This window comes from Rhodovarius lipocyclicus (assembly GCF_009900765.1).
Taxonomy (GTDB): domain Bacteria; phylum Pseudomonadota; class Alphaproteobacteria; order Acetobacterales; family Acetobacteraceae; genus Rhodovarius; species Rhodovarius lipocyclicus.
The window spans coordinates 24910-31232 of record NZ_JAAABL010000041.1; the positions used below are offsets into that span (position 1 = coordinate 24910).

General features: G+C 70.9%; 4 protein-coding genes. 2 read left to right on the plus strand and 2 right to left on the minus strand.

Annotated features, from left to right (window positions below):
• Positions 1-149 precede the first annotated feature (149 nt).
• The gene (locus GT007_RS18645) at positions 150-1739 is read left to right on the plus strand and encodes a phosphoenolpyruvate carboxykinase (RefSeq protein ID WP_160123176.1); all 1590 of its coding nucleotides are present in this window, start codon (positions 150-152) and stop codon (positions 1737-1739) included.
• A 218-nt stretch (positions 1740-1957) separates the two neighbouring features.
• Here GT007_RS18645 and GT007_RS18650 read toward each other — a convergent pair whose 3' ends face one another.
• Positions 1958-3073: an MFS transporter gene (locus GT007_RS18650; RefSeq protein WP_160123177.1), complete on the minus strand. Its 1116-nt coding sequence runs from the start codon at positions 3071-3073 to the stop codon at positions 1958-1960.
• Entirely contained in the window at positions 3046-3603 is a 558-nt protein-coding gene (locus GT007_RS18655) for a GNAT family N-acetyltransferase (protein WP_160123178.1), read from the minus strand. The genes GT007_RS18650 and GT007_RS18655 overlap by 28 nt, the downstream gene beginning before the upstream one ends.
• 163 nt (positions 3604-3766) lie before the next feature.
• Between GT007_RS18655 and GT007_RS18660 the strand changes: the two genes are divergently transcribed.
• Positions 3767-6323, plus strand: a 2557-nt coding sequence (locus GT007_RS18660; RefSeq protein ID WP_160123179.1) for a helicase-related protein, incomplete at its 3' end; no start/stop codon positions are given.

Consider the following 6323-nt stretch of genomic DNA (forward strand, 5'->3'; position numbering starts at 1 on the left):
TAACCTCTGCATGTCTCCGACACAGCTTTACAAAGTTCGGATTGCGAACTGTGCCCCGCCGCCGTATTTCCGCCTCAAGGCCTGATTAACCGGTGGCGCGCGCTGGCTTTTCTCAGCTGGCGACACTGCCTTGCTGTCTGGAGAGTCTGATGAGCAACCCTGCCCTCGCCGGGACCGGCGTGGAAACCTCCGCCCCCATCCATGCGAACCTGACCGCCGCGGGACTGACCGCCCTGGCCATCCAGCGCGGCGAAGGCCGGCTGTCCGCCGATGGCGCCTTCATGGCGGTCACCGGCCAGCACACGGGCCGTTCCGCCCAGGACAAGTTCGTGGCGGACGACGCGGAAGTGACCAATGAGGTCTGGTGGGGCAAGGTCAACCAGAAGCTGGCCCCCGAGAAGTTCGCGGGTTTCGTCGCCCGCACCCAGGCCTGGCTGGCCACCCGCCCGGTGCTGTTCACCCAGGACCTGTACGCCGGCGCCGACCCGGCCCACCGCATCAAGGTGCGGCTGGTGACCACCAATGCCTGGCACGCCATGTTCGCCCGGAACATGTTCATCCGCCCCGAGCGCGCGGAGCTGGAAGGTTTCGTGCCGGACTTCACCATCCTGCACGCCCCGGAATTCGAGGCCGACCCGGCGATCGACGGCTGCCGCAGCAAGACGCTGATCGCGCTGTCCTTCGCCAAGAAGCTGATCTGCATCGCCGGCACCAGCTACGCCGGTGAGATCAAGAAGAGCATCTTCACCGTCATGAACTGGCTGCTGCCGGCCAAGGGCGTGCTGCCGATGCACTGCTCGGCCAATGTGGGCAAGGCGGGCGACGTGGCGCTGTTCTTCGGCCTGTCGGGCACCGGCAAGACCACCCTGTCGTCCGACCCCGAGCGCGCGCTGATCGGCGATGACGAGCATGGCTGGTCCGACCACGGCGTGTTCAACTTCGAGGGCGGTTGCTACGCCAAGGTCATCAAGCTGTCGCGTGAGGCGGAGCCGCAGATCTGGGCGGCGTCCCACCGCTTCGGCGCGGTGCTGGAAAACGTGGTGGCCGACGAGCACGGCAACCTCGACCTGGACGACAACCGCTACACCGAGAACACCCGCAGCTGCTACCCGGTGGATTTCATCCCGAACATCCATGTCGGCGGGCAGGCGGGCATCCCGAAGAATGTGGTGATGCTGACCGCCGATGCCTTCGGCGTGCTGCCGCCCATCAGCAAGCTGACGCCCGCGCAGGCGATGTACCACTACCTGTCGGGCTACACCGCCCGCGTGGCCGGCACCGAAAAGGGCGTGGGCGCCGAGCCGCAGGCCACCTTCAGCACCTGCTTCGGCGCGCCCTTCCTGCCGCGCCACCCCGAGGTGTACGGCAAGATGCTGAGCGAGCTGGTGGCCAAGTACGGCGCCGATTGCTGGCTGGTGAACACCGGCTGGAGCGGCGGCGTGTATGGCGTGGGCAAGCGCATGTCCATCCAGCACACCCGCGCCCTGCTGCGCGGCGCGCTGGACGGCAGCCTGGCCAAGGTGGAATTCGTGACCGACCCGTTCTTCGGCCTGTCCATCCCCAAGCATGTGCCGGGCGTGCCCGACAACGTGCTGAACCCGCGTGAAGCCTGGGCCGACAAGGCCGCCTACGACGCGACGGCGAAGAAGCTGGTGGCGATGTTCGAGCAGAACTTCGAAACCTTCGCCGGCGCCGTGGGCGAGGATGTGAAGGCCGCGGCGATCCGCTCGGCGGCCTGAGGGCGCAACCCAGGGGGCGCCGCCCCCCTGGACAAGTGGTTGCCAGGGGGCCCTGCCCCCTGCACCCCATGAGTTTGGCGCTGGTCCTGCCAGCGTCTTTCCTGTTGATTTTTATCATGAAAATGGCGCCTCACCTATCAAGGTAAGGCGCCAAAAAATGGGTTCAAAGGGTTGCTGCAACCCCTTGCTGGGGTTTTCCGGGGGCAACGCCGCCCCCGCTACCCTCTCGGCAGCCGCACCGCCGCCACCATCCCCATCGCGCACAGCCCGGCCATCACCCAGAACGCCCGCCCATCCAGCGCGGCATACAGCGGCCCGGCCAGCACCATCATCACCCCGGTTGCCAGCCCCACCCCCAGCGAGGTGTGCAGTGCCTGTGCCCGTGCCCCCAGCGCGGGCGGCAGCGCGCCCAGGCTGCGGATCGCGGCCAGGTGCATGGCGCCGAAGGTGGCGGCGTGCAGCGCGTTCACCGGGAACAGCAGCCAGGGTTCCACCGTGATGCCCGTGATGGTCCAGCGCACCGCCCCGGCCCCGGCGGCCAGCAGGGCCAGGCCGCGCGCGCCCAGCCGGTCCACGATGCGGCGGCCGAACAGGAACAGCCCCACCTCCGCCACCACGCCCGTGGCCCACAGCGCGCCTACCAGCCCGGGCGACAGCCCCGCTGCCTGCCAGTGCAGGGTCGAGAACCCGTTGTACATCGCGTGGCTGCCCTGGATCAGCGCGGAGGCCGGCAGCAGCCGCCGGAAGGCCGCGTGGCGCAGCGGTTCCCACATGCTGCCGCGCGCGGCCGGCGGCAGGGCCCCGTGCGGCGGCAGGCTCAGCGCCAGCGCCGCCGTCAGCAGCAGGGCGCCGGCCGAGATGTACAGCACCGCCCCCGGCCCCCACAGCCCCGCCACCTGCCCCGCCGCCAGCGCGGCCAGGATGAAGGTGACGGACCCCGCCGCCCGCACCCGGCCATAGTCGAAGGGGCGGCGGCGCATTTCCGCGATGGCGGCGGCGTCGGAAAGGGTGACGATCGGCGCCACCGCGGCGCTGTGCACCACATAGACCGCCAGCAGCACCGCCAGCCCCTGCCCCCAGCCCAGCGCCGGCAGCAGCAGCCCGGCCAGCACGGCCCCCAGCGCCAGCGTGCCGCGCAGGCCCGTGCGGTCCGCGATGCGCGCGGCCCAGGGGTTGGCCAGCAGCCGCGTGCCGGTGCCCAGCGCCAGCACCAGCCCCACCTGCTGCGCGCTCAGCCCGCCCGCCGCCAGCACCGACGGCACGAAGGGCATCGCCGCCCCCAAGGAGGCGAACTGGGCACCGAAGATCAGGGCGAAGCGGGCGGCGGGGGACACAGCCCCGGTATGGCGTCTGGGCGGGGGTTTGAGAACCAGGAAGCATCCAGATGCAGCGCCATCATCACCGCTTCCTCCAGCCTGCCTTCCACCAGCGTCGCGCGCGGTTCCCGGCCATAGGGCACGAAGCCGAGGCTGGCGTAGAGCGCCAGCGCCGCCCGGTTTTCGGCCGAGGTCGTCAGGCGGATGTCGCGGAGGCCGTGGTCCGCCGCGTGCCAGATCAGATGGCGCATCATCAGCCGCGCCAGGCCTTGGCCGCGTGCCTCCGGCGCCACGAACACGCCCCACAGTACGGCCTTGTGGCGGTGCTTCAGCGCGGTCTCCAGCAACAGCCCGGCGGTGGCATGCAGCGTGGCGGCGCCCGCGCCCAGCACCGCGTGGCGTTCCAGCCGCTCCGCGAACCAGGGCAGGGGGTGGGGTTCCTCCTCCTCCCACGCCGAGCCGAAGGCGCCGGGCTCCTCACGCAATCCGCGCAACCGCAGCGCGCGCCAAGCGGCGGCATCGGAGCCGCGCAGGCGGCGCAAGGGCAAATCCAGTGTCCTCATCCCGTCACTGTGGCGCCGAAAAGCGGGAAAAGCGCCATCCCGCGCCCGGCCAGCGCGATTGCGGCCCTGCCGTGCGGCCGGGTGCGGTTGCAATCCGCGCGCTTTCGGCCCATCAAACCCGCCACGTCCAGCCACGGTTGTTCAAGGTATGTTCGAAGCACGCGTCCGCGCCATTCTCGGCCCTACCAACACGGGCAAGACTCATCTCGCGATGGAGAGGATGCTCGCGCATTCCTCCGGCATCATCGGCTTTCCGCTGCGCCTGCTGGCGCGCGAGAATTACGACCGCATGGTGGCCGCCAAGGGCGAGCGTAACGTCGCCCTCATCACGGGCGAGGAAAAGATCGTCCCGCCCGATGCCAAGTGGTTCGCCTGCACGGTGGAAGCCATGCCGCTCGACCGCCGGGTGGAATTCGTGGCGGTGGATGAGATCCAGCTCTGCGCCGATCCCGATCGCGGCCACGTCTTCACCGACCGGCTGCTGAACGCGCGCGGCATGGTGGAAACCATGTTCATGGGGGCCGAGACCATCCGCCCCCTGTTGCAGCGCCTGGTGCCGCAGGTGGAGATCGACACCCGCCCCCGCCTGTCGCAGCTGACGCATACGGGCTTCGCCAAGCTCGGCCGGCTGCCGCCGCGCTCGGCCGTCGTCGCGTTCTCCGCCGGCGAGGTCTATGCGATCGCCGAGGCGATCCGCACGCGGCGCGGCGGCTGCGCGGTGGTGATGGGGCGCCTCAGCCCCCGCACCCGCAACGCCCAGGTCGCGCTGTACCAGAACCGCGAGGTCGATTTCCTGGTGGCGACGGATGCCATCGGCATGGGCCTGAACATGGATGTGGACCATGTGGCCTTCGCGTCGCTGGTGAAGTTCGACGGCCATGCGCCGCGCCTGTTGCAGGCGCAGGAAGCGGCCCAGATCGCCGGCCGCGCCGGGCGCGGCATGCGCGACGGCACCTTCGGCACCACGGGCGACTGCAAGCCCCTGCCGGATGAGATGGTGGACAAGATCCAGAACCATCAGTTCGAGGCGCTGAAGACGCTGGCCTGGCGCAACCCGGAGCTGGACTTCACCAGCATCGACGCGCTGCTGGACAGCCTGGCGGCGCCCCCGCCGGCCCCCGGCCTGTCCAAGGGCCATGACGCGACCGACCACATCACCCTGTCCATGCTGGCGCGCGAGAGCGAGATCCGCCGCCTGGCCCAGGGCCGCGGCCGCATGCAGCTGCTGTGGGATGCGTGCTCGGTGCCCGATTTCCGCAAGCTGGCCGATGACAGCCACACCAAGCTGTGCGGCACCATCTTCCAGCACCTGGCCACCGACGGCGCCCTGCCCGAGGATTGGATGGCGGCGCAGATCGCCTCCACCTCCAACACCGAGGGCGATATCGACACGCTGATGGCGCGCCTGTCGGCCATCCGCACCTGGTCCTATATCGCGGCGCGCGGCGACTGGCTGCGCAACGCCCCGGAGTTCCAGGGCCTGGCCCGCGTGGCCGAGGACGCGCTGTCCGACGCGCTGCATGAGCGCCTGACCCAGCGCTTCGTGGACCGCCGCGCGGCCCACCTGATCCGCCGCCTGGACCCGGGCAGCGAGGAGGAATTGCTCTCCGCCGTCACCCGCCAGGGTGAGGTGATCGTCGAAGGCCACAATGTGGGCAAGGTGGCGGGCTTCCTGTTCCACCCCGACACGACGGCCGAGGACGAGGAAACCCGCAAGCTGGTGCTGCGCGCGGCCCGCCGGGCATTGCGTGAGGAAATGCCCCGCCGCGTGGCCGCGCTGGAACTGGCCAAGGCCGAGACCTTCAGCCTGACCAGCGACCACAAGATCGCCTGGGATGGCGCCGAGGTGGCCCGCCTGCGCCCTGGCTCCGAGCCCGGCAAGCCGCAGGTGGAGGTGCTGCCCAGCGAGTTCCTGGACGGCGCCCAGCGGGAGCGCGTGCGCGCCCGCCTCGCGGCCTATATCGACGGCATCCTGACCAAGGACCTGGCGAGCATCGCCGCCGTCGAGGCCAAGGCCGAGAGCGACAACACGCTGCGCGGCCCGGCCTTCCAGCTGCGCGAAACCCTCGGCCTGAAGCCCGGCAACACCAAGCAGGACACCCCGCAGGACGTCGCGGCCAAGCTGAAGGCCATCGGCGCCCGCGCCGGCCGCTATGCCCTGTATGTGCCGGAGGCGCTGAAGCCCCGCGCCATGGGGCTGCGCGCGCTGCTGTGGTCGCTGTCGCGCAACATCCCCACGCCGGAACTGCCGGCGCCGGGCCTGGTCACCATCCCCGCCGATGGGGTGCTGGCGCTGACTTGGCCGCCGGGCTTCGCGGAATCCATCGGCTGGGTGCCCTGCGGCCCGCTGCTGATGCGCCTGGACGTGGCGGAACGCGCGGGCGGCGAGCTGGCCTATGCCACCCGCCGTGGCCCCGCGCCTCTGCCGCCGGAAATCCTGGCCCGCTACGGCATCAAGCCGGAGCAGGTGGGCGTGGTGCTGAACGGCCTGGGCTTCCGCCTGATCGAGGCCGAGGTGCTGCCGGACGACATGTACGGCCCGGCCCTGCCGGCGCGCGTGGCTTGGGCGCGCCCGGCCCGGCCGGAACGCCCGCAGCATCGCGGCCCCCGCCGTGACGGCGAACAGCGCGGCCCGCGCCGCGAAGGCGAAAACCGCGGTCCGCGCCGTGAGGGCGACCGTGGCCCCCGCCGCGACCGCCCGGCCG

Coding starts and splice junctions, on each gene's coding strand:
- GT007_RS18645 (WP_160123176.1), top strand. CDS start 150: ATGAGCAACCCTGCCCTCGCCGGGACCGGCGTGGAAACCTCCGCCCCC.